The sequence below is a fragment of the Micromonospora sp. AMSO12t genome, assembly GCF_008806585.1.
Taxonomy (GTDB): domain Bacteria; phylum Actinomycetota; class Actinomycetes; order Mycobacteriales; family Micromonosporaceae; genus Micromonospora; species Micromonospora reichwaldensis.
The window spans coordinates 1-15,481 of record NZ_WAAS01000152.1; the positions used below are offsets into that span (position 1 = coordinate 1).

At 73.5% G+C, this 15,481-nt stretch carries 12 protein-coding genes; 6 read left to right on the forward strand and 6 right to left on the reverse strand.

The genetic code is table 11. The features are described from left to right. From F6X68_RS20910 to F6X68_RS20920, 3 genes are all read right to left on the reverse strand, one after another. Positions 1–1,177 (reverse strand): hypothetical protein (locus F6X68_RS20910; protein WP_151455877.1); only part of this gene is annotated, 1,177 nt, incomplete at its 3' end. Between the two features lie 114 nt (positions 1,178–1,291). Next, positions 1,292–2,977: a GTPase gene (locus F6X68_RS20915; RefSeq protein ID WP_151455878.1), complete on the reverse strand. Its 1,686-nt coding sequence runs from the start codon at positions 2,975–2,977 to the stop codon at positions 1,292–1,294. Next, the gene (locus F6X68_RS20920; RefSeq protein ID WP_151455879.1) at positions 2,974–4,815 is read right to left on the reverse strand and encodes a GTPase domain-containing protein; all 1,842 of its coding nucleotides are present in this window, start codon (positions 4,813–4,815) and stop codon (positions 2,974–2,976) included. The genes F6X68_RS20915 and F6X68_RS20920 overlap by 4 nt, the downstream gene beginning before the upstream one ends. Before the next feature lie 223 nt (positions 4,816–5,038). On the opposite strand from F6X68_RS20920, the gene dnaK reads away from it, so the two are divergent. The 5 genes from dnaK to F6X68_RS20945 all read left to right on the forward strand — a co-directional run bounded on the left by dnaK (position 5,039) and on the right by F6X68_RS20945 (position 10,151). Continuing rightward, positions 5,039–6,919: a molecular chaperone DnaK gene (dnaK, locus tag F6X68_RS20925; protein WP_151455880.1), complete on the forward strand. Its 1,881-nt coding sequence runs from the start codon at positions 5,039–5,041 to the stop codon at positions 6,917–6,919. Positions 6,920–6,967: 48 nt separating this feature from the next. Further along, positions 6,968–7,696 (forward strand): nucleotide exchange factor GrpE, encoded by a 729-nt coding sequence (grpE, locus tag F6X68_RS20930; RefSeq protein ID WP_151455881.1) that lies wholly within the window; start codon positions 6,968–6,970, stop codon positions 7,694–7,696. Positions 7,697–7,780: 84 nt separating this feature from the next. After that, a complete protein-coding gene (dnaJ, locus tag F6X68_RS20935) occupies positions 7,781–8,977 on the forward strand; it encodes a molecular chaperone DnaJ (RefSeq protein ID WP_151455882.1) in 1,197 nt (398 codons plus the stop codon). Positions 8,978–9,023: 46 nt separating this feature from the next. After that, positions 9,024–9,464 carry a heat shock protein transcriptional repressor HspR gene (locus tag F6X68_RS20940; protein ID WP_121399143.1) on the forward strand — a complete coding sequence of 147 codons (441 nt, stop codon included), beginning with the start codon at positions 9,024–9,026 and terminating at the stop codon, positions 9,462–9,464. Positions 9,465–9,941: 477 nt separating this feature from the next. After that, positions 9,942–10,151, forward strand: a complete 210-nt coding sequence (locus F6X68_RS20945) for a hypothetical protein (protein WP_151455883.1) — start codon at positions 9,942–9,944, stop codon at positions 10,149–10,151. 167 nt (positions 10,152–10,318) lie between these two features. On the opposite strand, the gene F6X68_RS20950 is transcribed toward F6X68_RS20945, so the two are convergent. The 3 genes from F6X68_RS20950 to F6X68_RS20960 form a co-directional block, all read right to left on the reverse strand. Next, complete coding sequence (locus tag F6X68_RS20950) at positions 10,319–10,750, reverse strand: hypothetical protein (protein ID WP_151455884.1); 432 nt, start codon at positions 10,748–10,750, stop codon at positions 10,319–10,321. A 178-nt stretch (positions 10,751–10,928) separates the two neighbouring features. Then, positions 10,929–12,134: a cation:proton antiporter gene (locus F6X68_RS20955; RefSeq protein ID WP_151455885.1), complete on the reverse strand. Its 1,206-nt coding sequence runs from the start codon at positions 12,132–12,134 to the stop codon at positions 10,929–10,931. A gap of 7 nt (positions 12,135–12,141) precedes the next feature. Next, positions 12,142–12,642 (reverse strand): cation:proton antiporter regulatory subunit, encoded by a 501-nt coding sequence (locus tag F6X68_RS20960; protein ID WP_151455886.1) that lies wholly within the window; start codon positions 12,640–12,642, stop codon positions 12,142–12,144. A 246-nt stretch (positions 12,643–12,888) separates the two neighbouring features. Here F6X68_RS20960 and clpB point away from each other — a divergent pair, with 246 nt between their 5' ends. Further along, positions 12,889–15,480 (forward strand): ATP-dependent chaperone ClpB, encoded by a 2,592-nt coding sequence (clpB, locus tag F6X68_RS20965; RefSeq protein ID WP_151455887.1) that lies wholly within the window; start codon positions 12,889–12,891, stop codon positions 15,478–15,480. Position 15,481: the final 1 nt, after the last annotated feature.

Consider the following 15,481-nt stretch of genomic DNA (forward strand, 5'->3'; position numbering starts at 1 on the left):
CGTCGAGGGCGGCCGGGTCGTCGGGGTCGACGCCGTCGGCCATCAGCTGCGCGACGGCGGCGGTGGCGGGGCTGCGGCGTTCGCCCGTGCTGTAGAGGCGGGCGAACTCCGGCACCATCTCCTCGACGGCCGTGTCGATCTGCGTCGCCGCCTGCTCGGGCAGCCCGCGCTTGCGGGTGGCGTAGCCGGCCCAGGCGCGCAGCACCCGGGGCAGCAGCGCGGCGTCGTCCATGTCCAGCACCGCGCGCCGGTGCACCCAGTCCAGCAGGAACAGCCCGGCCACGGTGGGGCTCCACCGCAGCGGGTCGGCGTCCGGGAAGCTGGCCGCGTGGTCCAGCAGCAGGCTGAGGCAGAAGTGCAGCGAGGCCAGCTCCGCCCCGTCGATGGCGTCCAGGCCGAACCGGGCCGCCTCGGGCGAGGCGAGGAACCGGCGGACCAGATCCGTACGCTCGGCGGCCGACAGCGGCTCGACGGCGGGCGCGGGGGCCGCTCCGGCGGCCTGGGGCAGCCGCGCCAGCCGGGCGCCGAGCAGGGCGCGGTCGGTGGCGAGCGAACCCTCCCCGGGCAGCTCGGTGAGGCCGTCGGTGATCGCCAGGTGGCGGTTCACCTCGGCGCGCATCCGGGCCGGGTCCTCGTCGCGGAACCAGGTCAGCTCGTCCCCGGCGCACATCTGCCGGACCTGGTCGAGGATGCGGTCGGGCGGCCCGCCGACGAAGACGTCCTTGGTGATGCCGATGTTGTGGTCGAGCAGCGTCACCACGGCGTGCGCCGAACCGCCGGCCGGGTCGTCGTAGGCGAAGGTCGCCAGGTAGGAGGTCTGGTCGCCGTACACGTCGCCGTAGGACCAGCAGCCGGTCAGGTGCACGCGGCCGAGCTGGCTGGCCCAGGCGGGGGTGGCGGCGCCCGGGCGGACCCGGTCGGTGCCCTCGGCGTCGGGCACCAGCGCGGCGAACACGGAACGGATGGTGGTCGCCGCGGCCGAGCGGCGGCGGGAGGTGGCGGCCAGGAAGCCGGCCACGAAGTCCCGGACGGCGGCGTCACGTTCGGTCTCGGCGACCGAGTAGACGCTGCCGAGCAGGGCCGCGCCGAGCATCTCCGCGTCGAGGGCGTTGTCCAGCTTGGCCACGTCGCGGGCGGCGTGCAGCACCGCGTCGTACGGGGTCTGAGGCGTTCCCATCCACCGACCCTACGCCGCCGCCCGCCCCGGGACGGTACGAGCGACCCGAGCGTCCGGCCCGCGTCGCGCCGCCACGCCGCCGACCTGCGGTTGTCGTGGGACGGGATTTTCGGCTCAGCGGCCGGCGGCCTCCCTGAGGGCCGTACGGGCCTCGGCGTAGGAGGCGAGCACCGCCCGCACCGGGGTCAGCACGTGCTCCTCGCCGATCGTCGCCACCGCGTCCGTGAGGCGCCGCTCGGCCCGGCGACGGGCGCGGCGGGCCGCCCAGCGGACGATCGGCCTGGTCAGGGCGGCCACCAGCAGCCCGGCGAGCAGGCCGCCGAGGAGCAGCAGGGTGGGCAGCGGCACCTCGCCGACCATCGGGTGCTCCAGCGCCGGCAGGCCCAGCGCGCGCAGCGCGTAGCCGAGCGCCAGCCAGCCCAGCCCGGCCAGCGCCGCCAGAGTCACCAGCCACTGGAGGCCGCCGACGAACCGCCACCAGAGCGGTCGCCGGTCCATGCCCAGGTCCGTGTTGGCCACCGCGCGGTCCAGCGCGTCCGGTAGGTCGGCGAGGCGGGAGCGGGCGGCGGCGGTCACCGCGGCCGGCCAGGCGGCGGGCAGGTCCGCCCCGGTCCGGTCGGCCACCGACCGGATCGCCAGCCCGAGCGCCGCGCGCTGCGCTGCGGTGGGGTCGGGCACCGAGGTCGCGGCGACGAGGCTCTCCGCCGGTTCGTCGCGCCCGGCGGCCGGGCCGGGCAGGTGCAGCCGGCGCAGCGGGTCGGGCCGCAGCCGCCGCCAGCCCCGCACCAGCGGCCAGCCGGTGGTGGCGGCGCCCCGGTGCCGGTACGCCTGCTCGACCGCCTCGGCGACCGCCGGCACCCCGGCCGCGCCGGCGAGCGCCCGGTGCAGCGCGCTGACGGCGGCGTCGTCGGGTCCCCCGGCCGGCGAGGCGCCGCCGACCAGCTCTTCGAGCCCGGCCACCACCGCGTCCACGTCGCCCTGGAGCCGCCGCAGCGCGGCCTGCCGCTCGGCCACCGTGCGTTCGAGCGCCTCCCGCAGCCCGACCATGCCCGCCGGGTCGACGGCGGTGGTCGCCAGCAGCGGTACGCCGTCCAGGCCGTCGGAGTCGAGCAGCCGGCGCAGGTCGGCCAGCACCCGGGGCAGCTCGGCCGGTGGCAGCCGGTCGGCCTGGTTGAGCACGACCAGGGTGACGTCCCGGTGCCGGTGGAACTCGCGCAGGTAGTTGGTGTGGATGACGCGGTCGGCGTACTTCTGCGGGTCGACCACCCACACCACGAGGTCGACCAGGCCGAGCAGTCGGTCCACCTCCAGCCGGTGCGTCCGCTGCACCGAGTCGAAGTCGGGCAGGTCGAGCAGGATCAGCCCGTGCAGGGCGGACTCGTCGTCGCCGTCCAGCACGCTCTCCCGGACGAACCGGTGCCGGGGCAGCACGCCCACCCAGTCGAGCAGGCGGTTGCCGCCGTCGAGCGGCCCCCACACGCAGGCGTGCGCGACGCCGGTGGTGGGGCGGCGCACCCCGACCGTGGAGAGTTCCATTCGGGCGAGCGCGTTGAACAGACTGGACTTGCCGCTGCCGGTCGCGCCGGCGAGGGCCACCACGGTGTGGTCGCGGGAGAGCGCCAGCCGGGTGCCGGCCCGCTCGACGAGGGTGTGCGCCGACACGAGCCGCGCGTCCGGCAGGTGGCCGTCGACGACCGTCAGGAACCGGCGTACGGCGTCGAGGCGGGCGACGAGCGCGTCGGCGTCCACCCGCTGGTCACCGCGGAACGCCTCGCGCATCCGCCCGACGATGTTGGTCATGACCCTCCGTCCCCGGTGCCGGGCGGGCCCGCGACGGCCGCGCCGGAGAGGTCGCTGCGGTTGCGGGCGATCTCCACCCGGTTGGCGGCGCCGCGCAGGGCCTCCGCGGTGTCCGCGGCGGGCCGCGCCTGCGCCGTCCGGTCCAGGTAGCGGGCGGCCTCGTCGTCGAGCAGGGCCCGCACCCGGTCCAGCAGGTCGGCCCGGGCCTTGGCGGCCAGCGTACGCACGGCCTGGTCGCCGAAGATCGCCTGGAGCACGGTCTGCGCGGCGACGGTCGTGCCGGCCCCGGTGGCCACCTCCAGCCCGGTGGGGATGAACGCCGTCGAGGCGAACACCGCGATCATGACGGCGAGCCCGGTGGCGTTCACCGCGTACGCGGCCGTCCGGGCCACGAAGCGGCGGTCGCCGCCCTCGGCGCGGACCAGCTCCAGCACGCCACGCTGCCACTCCCGGACCAGCCGCTCGGCCCGTTCGGGCAGGTCGGCGGAGGGGTGGGCCAGCTCAGGTTCGAGCAGCGCCGCCCCGGCGGGATGCGCCTTCCACCCGGTGTACGCGTTCTCGGCCGCCTCGGCGGCGACGCCCCGCAGCAGGGTCACCAGCTGGGACTCGATGGCGTCCCGCAGCTCGGACGCGGGCGCGGGCCGGCCGGTGACCGCCGCTACGACCCGGTCGCGGAGCCGCCCGATGCGGGCCTCCATGGTGCGGAAGAACTCGCCGGTGCCGACGAACTCCTGCCAGCGGGCCAGCACCTCGCCGCGGAGCAGCCGGCCGTCCTTCAGCCCCTGCCCGACGGTCCGGTACGCCCCCCGGTACGCGGCCAGCACCCGCTCGTCGAGCGCGTCGGCGGCGGTGACCTGCTCCTCGGCGGCGTCGGCGAGCCCCTCGACCGCCGGGTGCAGCGCGGCGAGCGCGCCGTCCAGGGTCTGCCGGACCACGGCGGCGCGGGCGTCGGCGTCGGCGGCCAGCCGGGCGAACCAGGCGGCGAGCGGCGCGGTGACCCGCTCGGGCAGCAGGCCCTGCCCGTCGACCCAGGTCTCCGGCAGCACGAAGAGCGGGGCCGCCCCCAGCTCCTGCGCGGCGAGCATCTCCGACAGGTGTGCGGCGATCTCGTCGGCCGCCTCCGCAGGCACCCGGTCCAGCACCATGGCGATGACCGCGCCCCGGGCCCGGGCGCTGCGCAGCAGCTCCCAGGGGACGGCGTCGGCGTAGCGGGCGGCGGTGGTGACGAAGAGCCAGAGGTCGGCGGCGGCCAGGAGCTGACCGGCCAGGGCCCGGTTGGCGTCGACGACCGAGTCGATGTCGGGGGCGTCGAGGAAGGCCAGCCCGGCGGGCAGGGCCGGGGCGGTCACCAGTTGCAGGGTGCGCGGGTCCTCGCTGGGCTCGGTGGTGCGGGTGAGGCCGGGCAGCAGCTCGCCCTGGCGGAACCAGCCCGAGTCGGCCGGGTTGCAGACCAGCACCGGGGAGCGGGTGGTCGGGCGGAGCACCCCGGCGGCGCTCACCCGCGCCTGCACCAGGCTGTTGACCAGCGTGGACTTGCCCGCGCCGGTGGACCCGCCGACCACCACGAGCAGCGGCGCGTCGAGCCGGCGCAGCCGGGGCAGCAGGTAGTCGTCGAGCTGGTCGGTGAGGCTCCCGCCGGCGCGCCGGGCAGGCTCGGCGGAGGGCAGCGCGAGCGGGAACCGGGCCGCCCCGATCGCGGCGCGCAGGCCGGCCAGTGTGGCGGGCAGGCTGTCGTCCCCGGTGGTGGCGGGCCGGTCCTCCCCGGCGTCCGTGGGGCCGGTGCGGGCTGCGACGGTGGGCGTGCCGGCCGGGGTGGCGGGATCGCCGTGCGTCGTCACCGCTAAAGCGTGCCCGACCGATGCAAGGGAAGACAACCGATCGGTACGAACCTGGGGTTGCGTCGGGTCGACTCAACCCCGACTTGACGATTTCGCGGGGCGTGGCACTATTGAGTCAAGTTCACTCAACTTGTGGTGGGGTCGCTGCGGGCGACGCCCGCCGGGCAGCTCGACGGGCGTCGCCCGTCACCTGCCCACAACGTGATGAAGCGAGGAAGCGAAGATGGCACGTGCGGTCGGTATCGACCTGGGCACGACGAACTCCTGCGTCAGCGTTCTGGAGGGCGGTGAGCCCACCGTCATCGCCAACGCTGAAGGCTCGCGGACGACCCCGTCGATCGTCGCGTTCGCCCGCAACGGCGAGGTGCTCGTCGGTGAGGTCGCCAAGCGCCAGGCGGTGACGAACCCGGACCGGACCATCCGCTCGGTCAAGCGGGAGATCGGCACCAACTGGTCCGTCGACATCGACGGCAAGAAGTACACCCCGCAGGAGATCTCGGCCCGCACGCTGATGAAGCTCAAGCGGGACGCCGAGGCGTACCTGGGCGAGCAGATCACCGACGCGGTGATCACCGTCCCGGCCTACTTCAACGACGGCCAGCGCCAGTCCACCAAGGAGGCCGGCGAGATCGCCGGCTTCAACGTGCTGCGGATCGTGAACGAGCCGACCGCGGCGGCCCTGGCGTACGGGCTGGACAAGGGCTCCAAGGAGCAGACCGTCCTGGTCTTCGACCTCGGCGGCGGCACCTTCGACGTGTCGCTGCTGGAGCTGGCCGAGGGCGTCGTCGAGGTCAAGTCGACCAGCGGTGACAACAACCTCGGTGGCGACGACTGGGACCAGCGGATCATCGACCACCTGGTGAAGACCTTCCGCGGCGAGCACGGCATCGACCTGGGCCAGGACAAGATGGCCCTCCAGCGGCTCCGCGAGGCGGCCGAGAAGGCCAAGATCGAGCTGTCCGCCGCCACCACCACCAACATCAACCTGCCGTACATCACGGCCGGCGCGGCGGGCCCGCTGCACCTCGACGTGACCCTCAGCCGGGCCGAGTTCCAGCGGATGACGCAGGACCTGCTGGACCGCTGCAAGGGCCCGTTCGAGCAGGCCGTGAAGGACGCCGGCATCAAGGTCTCCGACGTCGAGCACGTCATCATGGTCGGCGGCTCGACCCGGATGCCGGCCGTGACCGACCTGGTCAAGCAGCTCACCGGCAAGGAGCCCAACAAGGGCGTCAACCCGGACGAGGTCGTCGCCGTCGGCGCCGCCCTCCAGGCCGGCGTGCTCAAGGGCGAGGTCAAGGACGTCCTGCTGCTCGACGTGACCCCGCTGAGCCTGGGCATCGAGACCAAGGGCGGCATCTTCACCAAGCTGATCGAGCGCAACACCACCATCCCGACCAAGCGCTCCGAGGTCTTCACCACGGCGGACGACAACCAGCCGTCGGTGCTGATCCAGGTGTTCCAGGGTGAGCGGGAGATCGCGGCCTACAACAAGAAGCTCGGCACCTTCGAGCTGACCGGCCTCCCGCCGGCGCCGCGCGGCGTGCCGCAGATCGAGGTCACCTTCGACATCGACGCCAACGGCATCGTCAACGTCCACGCCAAGGACCTCGGCACCGGCAAGGAACAGAAGATGACGATCACCGGCGGCTCCTCGCTGCCGAAGGACGACATCGAGCGCATGCGCCGCGACGCCGAGGAACACGCCGAGGACGACAAGCGTCGCCGCGAGGAGGCCGAGACCCGCAACCTGGCCGAGGCGCTCCAGTGGCAGACCGAGAAGTTCCTGGCCGAGAGCGGCGACAAGCTGCCGGCGGAGTCCCGTGACAAGATCAACGAGGCGCTCGGTGAGCTGCGCGGCGCGCTCGGCGGCCAGGACATCGAGAAGATCAAGTCGGCCCACGAGCGGCTGGCGCAGGTCTCCCAGGAGGCCGGCTCGCTGCTCTACGCCCAGCAGGGCGAGCAGCCGGGCGAGGCCGGTCCGGGCGCGGCGGGTGCCGCGGGCGCCGGGGCGACCGGCGGTACGCAGGCCGGCGGGCCCGCCGGCGGCGCGGACGACGTGGTCGACGCGGAGATCGTGGACGAGGACAAGGACAAGAAGTGACGATCCGTCCCTGGACACGGCACCACGGCAGAGGGATGAGGTAGCCCCATGACGGAGAAGCCACGAGCTGCCGACCCGGGTGCGACCGGGTCGGCGCCGGGTGGCTCCGCGCCCGCCGAGCAGGCCGGCGACGGGCCGCGGGTCGTCATCCGTGACAACCGCAAGATCAGCGAGACGTCCGAGCCGGCCGCCGCCGACGCCGGCTCGGACGCCCCGGCCGAGGGCCTGGTCGAGGAGTCCGAGGTCGTCGTCGACGAGATCGAGGTCGAGGCGACCGAGGTGACCGGCCCGCCGGTGGTGGACGCCCCGGCCCAGCCGGTCGACGGCGGCCCGAGCGCGCTCGGCGCCGAACTCGAGGCGCTGCGCAAGGACCTCGACGAGCGGACCCGGGACCTCCAGCGGGTGACGGCGGAGTACGCCAACTACCGCAAGCGAGTGGACCGGGACAAGGGTCTGGTCACCGAGCAGGCAACCGGTGCGGTGCTCGCCGCGCTGCTGCCGATCCTCGACGACCTGGACCGGGCCCGCGAGCACGGCGACCTGGTCGGGCCGTTCGGCAGCGTGGCCGACCAGCTCACCACGGCGCTCGGCAAGTTCGGGCTCACCCCGTTCGGCGAGCAGGGCGACCCGTTCGACCCGACCCGGCACGAGGCGGTCGCGCACCAGACCTCGGCCGACGTCACCGAGCCCACCTGCGTACAGGTGATGCGTCGGGGCTACCAGGTCGGTGAGCGGCTGTTGCGGCCCGCGATGGTCGCAGTCGCCGACCCGGAGTAGTGCGGAACGACGACCGGACCGTCCCGCCTGCCCGCAGAGGGCCGGCGGGACGGTCGGTCCCCAGCTAGGGAAGGGGGTGGACCGGTGAGTTCCAAGGACTGGATCGAGAAGGACTTCTACGCCGTGCTGGGCGTGGACAAGGCCGCCACCGCCGACGACGTCAAGAAGGCGTACCGGAAACTGGCCCGGGATTCGCACCCGGACCACAACCCCGGCGACCCGAAGGCCGAGGAGCGCTTCAAGGCCGCCTCCGAGGCGTACGCCGTCCTCGGCGACGACGCCAAGCGGCGGGAGTACGACGAGCTGCGGTCGCTGTTCGGCTCGGGGGCGTTCCGGCGCGGAGCCCGTGGCGCCGGCCAGCCCGGCGGCGTGCCGTTCGACGTCTCCGACCTGTTCGGGGGCGCCGCGGGCGGGGGCGGTGACCGCCGCTTCGGCGGGGCCGGCTTCCAGGACCTGTTCAGCTCGATCTTCTCGGGCGGTGCCGGCGGTCCCGCCGCCGGCGGGGCGGCGGCCCGTGGCCCGGCCCGGGGGCGGGACGTCGAGGCCGAGGTGGCCCTCGACTTCGACGACGCCGTACGCGGGGTGACGCTCCCGCTGACGCTGCGCGCCCCCGGGGTGTGCGACACCTGCCACGGCAACGGGGCCAAGCCCGGCACCCAGCCGCGCACCTGCCCGGTGTGCCACGGGGCCGGGGTGGCCAACCGCAACCAGGGGTCGTTCAGCTTCTCCGAGCCGTGCCGCAACTGCCAGGGCGTGGGCACCGTCGTGGACGAGAAGTGCCCCGAGTGCCAGGGCACCGGCGGGGTCACCAAGACCCGCACGCTGAACGTCCGTTTCCCGGCCGGCGTGGCGGACGGCCAGAAGATCCGGCTGGCCGGGCGGGGCGAGCCCGGCGCGCGAGGTGGCCCGGCGGGCGACCTCTTCGTACACGTGAAGGTGCGGCCGGACGAATTGTTCGGGCGTACCGGCGACGACCTCACGCTGACGGTGCCGGTCACGTTCGCGGAGGCCGTGCTCGGCACGGACCTGCGGGTGCCCACCCTCGACGGCACGGTGACCCTGCGGGTGCCACCGGGCACGCCGAGCGGCCGGATCCTGCGGGCGCGGGGCAAGGGGGTGGTCCGCCGTGACGGTCAGGCGGGCGACCTGCTGGTGACGCTCGACGTGGTGGTACCCGCGAAGGTGTCCGACGAGGCGCGAGCGGCGTTGGAGGACTTCGCCGCACAGACCCCGCCGGCCGCCCGGGAACATCTCGAGGCGCGCGTACGTCGATTCAGTTGACCCGGTGTTCAGTCGGCTCGGTGGAGTGCACGCGGAGGTGAGCGGGATGTCGGACGAGTTCGTCGGCTCGGGTGACCCTGCCTACGAGGCCAAGGTGCTGATGATCTCGGTGGCGGCGCGGATGGCGGGGATGCACCCGCAGACCCTGCGCCAGTACGACCGGTTGGGCCTGGTCCAGCCGGGACGTGCCGCCGGCGGCGGGCGCCGCTACAGCGTCCGCGACGTGGTGCTGCTGCGCGAGGTGCAGCGGCTCAGCCAGGACGACGGGATCAACCTGGCCGGAGTCAAACGGATCATCGGGCTGGAACGGCTGCTGGAGCAGGCGCAGCAGCGGGTGGCCCGGCTGGAGGCGGAGCTGGACGCCGCGTACCGGCGGATCGCCGAACTGGAGGCGCTGGCCCGCTTCCCGGGCAGCGACCTCGTGCCGACCAACCGCACCTCCACCGCGCTGGTGGTCTGGCGTCCCCGCCGGGGCCCCGAGCGCTGACGACACCTCCCGCGCCCGGCCGCTCTCCCGCGGCCGGGCGCGGTCGTCTTTCCGCTCCCGCGCGGCGGGCGCGGTCGTCTTTCCGTCCCGCGCGGCGGGCGCGGTCGTCCTCCCGTCCCGCTCGGCGGCCCGGTGGCGGGCGTGGTCGCCACTGCCGGTCCCGCCGGTCCGCCGCACCCGAACGTGCACCCTTCCGGCTCCGGCTCCGGGTGTGCCGTCGTCGGTCGCTGCCGCTATCGCCGCACCGCCCGCGTTGCTGGCGGGCAGGCCTTCCAGGCGCGTCGTGTCCGCCGTGTCGCCGAACACCGCTCCGCCTGAGCCACGAGTGGAACACCACGGGTGTCTCCGCCCCCGGATGACACCCCTGGTGTTCCACTCGTCGCGGTTGCCGGTTTGCCGGCGGGGGAGGCACCGGATCCGCTAATCTGCGAATCAGGTCCAACCCGCTTAATCCGGACTCCAATGGCAGGGGGAGCCATGACGGAAGCCGCGAGGAAGGTTGCCCAGCAGGCGGAGGAACGGCTCGAAGAGGTGGCGAAGAACGTCCGGGAGAAATTCGACCGGGTCACCGAGGGCCGCTTCACCGACAAGGTCAAGAACGGCGCGTTCGCCGACCGGGCCGACCACGGCACCGAGCAGGGACGCGACGAGACGAGACGCCGCGAAAAGGGCGGATCGGAGCACTGACGTTCCGCCGACGTGCGGGCCGGGACCCACGGGGGGTCCCGGCCCGTTCGTCGTCGGGGGCGCGGACCGGGACGCTCGTGGGCTGCGGCCCGTTCGTCGTCGGGGTGTGGGCCGGGACGCCCGTGCGGGGCTGTGGCCCGGTCGTCGTCGGACGATGCCTGCGTTGCTCAGGCGATGCGGCGGTTCTCCCGGACCAGGCCGCCCTCGCACCAGTCCCGGTAGACGAAGAGTTCCGGGCGGGCCAGCAGCGCCCGGCTGTTGTACGCCCAGGTGCGCATCAGGTCGTCGCCGTCGCGCTCGGCCTGTTCCACGAGCTTGCGGAAGCGCCGCTTCGGGTGGGCGCGGAAGTTCGTCCGGATGCCGTCGGCGGCGTAGATGTAGAGGCAGTGCAGCGCGAACCGGCGCGCCGGGCAGGCCGGGTCCATGGCCAGGGCGAAGAGCACCGCCACCAGCCGGTCACCGGAGACCAGCAGGTCCCAGTCCGGCGGCATCGAGGTCAGCGGTACGGAGTCCGGCTGGTAGGCCCACGCCCGCAACTCGGCGGGGGTCGGGTCGACGGGGTTGGCGAAGCCGTGGAACGTCGACTCCTGCACGCTCACCGGCCAACCTTCCGCTCTGAGCCCGCGCGGGCGTCGGCCACCCGCGAGCTCTGGCTGCTGGGGCGAAACGGTAACCCGGAGCGCTGATCGGCGGTAGACCCCGCGCGGAGCAATTCGACATCCGTTGGCCGAGGGCCGACCCGACCGTACGGTCGATGCGGCCCTCGGCCAACGTGGATCAGTCCGCCACGGGTGCCGGCTGGGCCCGCTGCGCGGCGCCGCGCTGCCGCAGCCAGCGCTTGAACCACGCGAAGTCGGGCAGCCGTGCCAGCATCGGCCCGGTCACCACGGTGATCAGCACGTACGCCGTGGCGAGCGCCGCCAGTTTCGGCTCGACGCTGCCGGCTGCCACCGCGAGGCCCGCGATGACGATGGAGAACTCACCCCGTGGCACGAGCCCCAGGCCGGCGCGCCATCGACCGGGTTCGCCGATGCCGACGCGGCGGGCCGCCAGGTAGCCGGTGAGGGTCTTCGTCGCCATGGTGACGATGGCCAGCGCGAGCGCGGGCAGCAGCACCGGCGGGATGTCCCGGGGATCGGTGACCAGCCCGAAGAAGACGAAGAAGACCGCCGCGAAGAGGTCACGCAGCGGCGTGAGCAGCTCCGTGGCGTTGTGTGCCACCGGCCCGGAGAGCGCGATGCCGACCAGGAACGCCCCGACCGCCGCCGACACCTGGAGCTTCGCCGCGATGCCGGCCACCAGCAGGGTCATCCCGAGTACGCCGAGCAGCAGCGCCTCCGGGTCCTTCGCCGACATGGCGGTGGAGATCAGGTTGCCGTACCGGATGGCGACCACCAGCACCAGGAGCACGGTGCCGACCGCCACGCCGAGCGCGATCCCGCCGCCGAGCAGGCCGGTGCCCGCCAGCACGGCCGTCAGCAGGGGCAGGTAGAGCGCCATGGCCAGGTCCTCGATCACCAGGACCGAGAGGATCACCGGCGTCTCCCGGTTACCGAGGCGACCGAGGTCGGCGAGCACCTTGGCGATGACACCCGACGAGGAGACCCAGGTGATGCCGGCGAGCACCAGCGCGGCGACCCAGTCCCAGCCGAGCAGCAGTGCGAACGCCGCCCCGGGCAGCGCGTTGAGCAGCCCGTCGATCAGCCCGGCGGGGGCCGCGGCGCGCAGGTTGCCGACGAGCTCGTTGGCCGAGTATTCGAGGCCGAGCATCACCAGCAGCAGGATCACGCCGATCTCGGCGCCGACCGCGAAGAACTCCTCGCTGGCGGCGAGGGGGAGCAGGCCGCCGTGCCCGAAGGCGAGCCCGGCGAGCAGGTAGAGGGGGATGGGTGAGAGGCCGATCCGGCGGCTCAGCCGACCCAGCAGGCCGAGCAGGAACAGCAGCGCGCCGACTTCGATGAGCAGTGTTGTCGTGTGGTGCATCCGCGCCTCAGCCGTCCGGGTCGCTGTCGGCGAGAATGGCTGTCACGCCGTCGAGGCCCATGCGGGTCCCGACGACGACCACCACGTCACCGGCTGCGAAGCGGAAGGACGGGTCCGGCGAGGCGATCACCTCGCCGTGGCGCAGCACCGCGACGATCGAGGCGCTCGTACGGGAGCGTGCCTGCGTGTCGCCGAGCTTCCGGTTGACGTACTTCGACCCGGCCGGAATGGCGATCTGCTCGGTGAGCAGCCCGGCGGCCTGGTCGCGCAGCCCGGAGAGCTGGCCCAGCATCAGCGACGCCCCGAGGATGTCGGCGAGCGCCTCCGCCTCGTCGTCGGTCAGCGGTATGTCGTGCTGACATGAGTCGGGATCGTCCGGGTCGTACAGGACGAGGTCACGGCGGCCATTGCGGTGGGAGACGACGCCGAGGCGGCGGCCGGATTCCGTCAGCAGATCGTGACGGACCCCGATGCCAGGCAGGGCGGTCTGTTCGACACGTACGCGCACGCGGTCAGGCTACTCCCCGCCGTCACCTGCGGATCCAGTCAGGACGCGCCTGTCGCTGAGTGATCTGTCAGTGCTTCTCCGCCACCGATGCGGACGGCTCGGCTCGCCAGGGGCCGGACCTCATGGCCGGAGAATTCGGCCGCCGCGCGGGACACGTGTGAGTCAGCTCACGTGGTCAGGGTTGAGCGGAATAGGCTCAACTCTGGTTGTGTCCTTTCCAGTGGACACGCCGATCCGGGGGAGCCCATGAACACGGAACGTCTCACCACCAGGAGCCGCGAGGCCATCACCGGTGCCGTCGCGCTGGCGAACCAGCGCGGCCACGCGACCGTGGAGCCCTGGCACCTGCTGCTGTCACTGCTGGACACCGACGGTTCGACCGCCGCCGGCCTGCTGCGCGCCGTCGGGGCCGACCCCGGCGAGCTGCGCCGGGCGGCCCAGCGCTCGGTCGACGGCCTGCCCGCCGCGCGGGGCTCCAGCATCGCCGAGCCGACCCTGGCCCGGGAGTTCGTCAACGCCATCGGGGCCGCCGAGCAGATCGCCCGGCCGCTCGGCGACGAGTACACCTCCACCGAGCACCTGCTCGCCGGCCTGGCCCGGGTGGGCGGCGCGGTGTCGAACGCGCTGAAGTCGGCCGGTGCCACCGAGGAGACGCTCGTCGCCGCCTTCCCGTCCGTACGCGGCGGGGACCGGCGGGTCACCAGCGCCGACCCCGAGCAGACCTACCAGGCCCTGGCCAAGTACGGCGTGGACCTGACCGCCAGCGCCCGCGACGGCAAGATCGACCCGGTTATCGGCCGGGACTCGGAGATCCGCCGGGTGATCCAGGTGCTGTCGCGGCGTACCAAGAACAACCCGGTGCTCATCGGTGAGCCGGGCGTCGGCAAGACCGCCATCGTGGAGGGCCTGGCCCAGCGGATCGTCGCCGGTGACGTGCCCGAGTCGCTGCGGAACAAGAAGCTCGTCTCGCTCGACCTGGGCGCGATGGTCGCCGGCGCGCAGTACCGGGGGCAGTTCGAGGAGCGGCTGAAGTCCGTCCTGGAGGAGATCAAGAACTCCGACGGGCAGGTCATCACCTTCCTCGACGAGCTGCACACCGTCGTCGGCGCCGGCAAGGGCGAGGGCTCGATGGACGCCGGCAACATGCTCAAGCCGATGCTGGCCCGCGGTGAGCTGCGGATGGTCGGCGCGACCACGCTTGACGAGTACCGCGAGCACATCGAGAAGGACCCGGCCCTGGAGCGGCGCTTCCAGCCGGTGCTGGTCGGCGAGCCGACGATCGAGGACACCATCGGCATCCTGCGCGGGCTCAAGGAGCGCTACGAGGTGCACCACGGCGTACGGATCACCGACGCCGCCCTGGTCGCCGCCGCCGCCCTGTCGGACCGCTACATCACCGACCGGTTCCTGCCGGACAAGGCGATCGACCTGGTCGACGAGTCCGCGTCCCGGCTCCGGATGGAGATCGACTCCCGGCCCGTCGAGGTGGACGAGATCGAGCGGGCGGTGCGCCGGCTGGAGATCGAGGAGATGGCGCTGGCCAAGGAGCCGGACGCCGCCTCCGCCGAGCGGCTGGAGCGGCTGCGCAAGGAGCTGGCCGACAAGCGCGAGCAGCTCACCGTCCTGTCGGAGCGCTGGCAGCTGGAGAAGAGCCACATCACCAAGCTCTCCACGGCCAAGGAGGAGCTGGAGCGGCTCGGCGGTGAGGCCGAGCGGGCCGAGCGCGACGGCGAGCTGGAGCGGGCCGCCGAGCTGCGCTACGGCCGGATTCCCGCCCTCAAGAACGAGCTGAAGCAGGCCGAGGAGGAGCTGGCCCGGCTCCAGGCCGAGGGCGCGATGCTCAAGGAGGAGGTCGGCGCGGACGACATCGCCGCCGTGGTCGCCTCCTGGACCGGCATCCCCGCCGGCCGGCTGCTGGAGGGCGAGACCGCCAAGCTGCTGCGGATGGAGGAGTCGCTCGGCACCCGCGTGGTGGGTCAGGCCGAGGCGGTCGGCTCGGTCTCCGACGCGGTCCGCCGCGCCCGGGCCGGCGTCGCCGACCCCGACCGCCCGACCGGCAGCTTCCTCTTCCTCGGCCCGACCGGCGTCGGCAAGACCGAGCTGGCCAAGGCGCTCGCCGAGTTCCTCTTCGACGACGAGCGGGCCATGGTCCGCATCGACATGAGCGAGTACGGCGAGAAGCACTCCGTCGCCCGGCTGGTCGGCGCCCCGCCCGGCTACGTCGGCTACGAGGAGGGCGGCCAGCTCACCGAGGCGGTGCGCCGCCGGCCGTACTCGGTGATCCTGCTCGACGAGGTCGAGAAGGCCCACCCGGACGTCTTCGACATCCTGCTCCAGGTGCTCGACGACGGCCGGCTCACCGACGGGCAGGGCCGTACGGTGGACTTCCGCAACGCGATCCTGATCCTCACCTCCAACCTGGGCTCGTCGGTGATCGGCGACCTGACGCTGGCCGAGGAGCAGCGCCGGGAGGGTGTCCTGGCGGTGGTCCGCTCGCACTTCAAGCCGGAGTTCCTCAACCGCCTCGACGACATCGTGGTCTTCGCCGCGCTGCTCGGGGACGACCTGCGGGCGATCGTCGACATCCAGCTCGACCGGATGCGCAAGCGTCTCGCCGACCGCCGCCTCGGCCTGGAGATCACCGAGCCGGCCCGGGTCTGGCTCGCCGAGCACGGGTACGACCCGATCTACGGCGCCCGCCCACTGCGCCGCCTGGTCCAGACGGCGATCGGCGACCAACTCGCCAAGGCACTCCTGTCGGGCCAGATCCGCGACGGCGACACGGTCAGCGTCGACCTGACACCCACCACCGACGCCCTAACGATCACCCGGGCCTAAC

Excerpts from the sequence above, each read along its gene's own strand:
- clpB (WP_151455887.1), top strand. The coding sequence starts at position 12,889 with ATGAACACGGAACGTCTCACCACCAGGAGCCGCGAGGCCATCACCGGT.
- F6X68_RS20915 (WP_151455878.1), bottom strand. The coding sequence starts at position 2,977 with ATGACCAACATCGTCGGGCGGATGCGCGAGGCGTTCCGCGGTGACCAG.
- F6X68_RS20945 (WP_151455883.1), top strand. The coding sequence starts at position 9,942 with ATGACGGAAGCCGCGAGGAAGGTTGCCCAGCAGGCGGAGGAACGGCTC.
- F6X68_RS20955 (WP_151455885.1), bottom strand. The coding sequence starts at position 12,134 with ATGCACCACACGACAACACTGCTCATCGAAGTCGGCGCGCTGCTGTTC.
- grpE (WP_151455881.1), top strand. The coding sequence starts at position 6,968 with ATGACGGAGAAGCCACGAGCTGCCGACCCGGGTGCGACCGGGTCGGCG.
- F6X68_RS20940 (WP_121399143.1), top strand. The coding sequence starts at position 9,024 with ATGTCGGACGAGTTCGTCGGCTCGGGTGACCCTGCCTACGAGGCCAAG.
- dnaK (WP_151455880.1), top strand. The coding sequence starts at position 5,039 with ATGGCACGTGCGGTCGGTATCGACCTGGGCACGACGAACTCCTGCGTC.